Origin of the sequence: Microcoleus sp. BM001215392, from assembly GCF_036700185.1 — a bacterium.
GTDB lineage: Bacteria > Cyanobacteriota > Cyanobacteriia > Cyanobacteriales > Microcoleaceae > Microcoleus.
In genome coordinates, this window is record NZ_JAUBOJ010000699.1 from 1 (window position 1) to 1,518 (window position 1,518).

General features: G+C 47.0%; 1 protein-coding gene. It reads right to left on the minus strand.

Going from position 1 to position 1,518, the window contains the following annotated elements; genetic code table 11:
- Positions 1-268: 268 nt before the first annotated feature.
- Positions 269-1,165: a helix-turn-helix transcriptional regulator gene (locus QT974_RS34265; RefSeq protein WP_333472802.1), complete on the minus strand. Its 897-nt coding sequence runs from the start codon at positions 1,163-1,165 to the stop codon at positions 269-271.
- Between the last annotated feature and the right edge of the window lie 353 nt (positions 1,166-1,518).

Genomic DNA, 1,518 nt, shown 5'->3' on the forward strand with positions numbered 1-1,518 from the left:
GCCAGGGGTTAAAAACCCCTGTCGAGAAAGCGCAAGTCCTCTAAAAGAGGACTGAATAACTCATTAGTCCTCTTTTAGAGGACTTCTGCTTTGAGGCAGGGGTTTAAACCCCTGCCGGACTCTCGGAATATCGGGCTGGCCGGACTCTCGGAATATCGGACTGGCCGGACTCTGGGAATATCGGACTGGCCGGACTCTGGGAATATCGGAATATCGAACTCTCGAACTCTCGGACTCTCGGACTCTCGGAATATCGGTGTTACCTTTATTAAAGTGAATCCCGATATTTCTTAGGAGTCACACCGACGATTTTGCAGAAAGTCTTGCTAAAATGACTTTGGTCGTGAAACCCGACTTGCTGCGAGATATAGGTTATTGATAAATCTCGCCTTTTCAACAACTCTTTGGCTTTTTCGATCCGGCGCTTGGTCATGTACTGATGGGGCGTGACTCCAGTTGATTGTTTGAACAAACGACTGAAATAATAAGGACTAATATGCACTAAATTAGCCAGTTCAGCTATGTGCAAATCTCGGTTTAGGTAGTCATTTATGTAGTTAATCACAATCTGCAATTTTACAGGTTCGAGACCATTATCAAAATCTCGCAGATTCGGTTTTTGTGCACAATAGCGGTGCAGTAGGTGCATTGAAAGCGCGTTTTTGAGCGCATCGACATAAAGAGTACCGTTTAATCCGCCTGATTCGAGTTCGGTTTTGAGTGCCCAGGCGATTCCGAAAATTAATGGATCGGTGATTGGCCATTGCGGTATAATTTCTATGAGGTTTGAATTTGTCGATTCGCCCACTGTATTGTCGAAGTCGGTAGGGTCAAGGGCGATCGCCATAAATTCAGATTCTTCGACTGCGTATGACTGAAAATCAGTACCAGCAGCAGCGATGAACATCTCTCCACTTTGGCACGGTTGGCTACCGTAGCGTTTCCCGTTCAGTGCTACTCCCCCGATAGCTGAAGAGAATATTATGCCAATGCTGTGTTGGTGAAGATAGTGTTCGGGAGATTGGTTTGGCGGCTGACGGTGATATTCAACGTGAATTCCCTGCCAATTTGCGCCGTGACTCGACAGGATTGGGGGACGCGGCAGAATCGATTTCATCGCGTCTGGCTGGGCAAAATCAAGAATTAACTGTTTCTCTGAGGACATAGCTTGCACCTGCGGCAGTTGCTATTATTCTATAGGTCTGAAGTTCCCGCAATTATGCCAAAAATACCCAGGGCTTAGGCGACATATTCTCGGTCTGTTTGTCTAGGCTTCGCAATGAAAATTAATGGCAGTTGATGTTAGGGCGGTGTAGGGGCGAGTCGGTAATCGGCACTTTCATACCATCTGAGTGCGCCGATAATTAATATCGTTTCCGGTGACATCGGAATGATACCGAGGAAACGGCACTGTCCCTACCCGATTATTTGTAGGGACACTCAAGCGTGTCCATTAGTGTCAACTTTCCACGTCAAACCCGCAGTCCGACAGGGGTTAAAACCCCTGTCTCATAGCGA

Bases quoted from the DNA above. Each gene is read 5' to 3' on its own strand.
- QT974_RS34265 (WP_333472802.1), bottom strand. From the start codon at position 1,165: ATGTCCTCAGAGAAACAGTTAATTCTTGATTTTGCCCAGCCAGACGCG.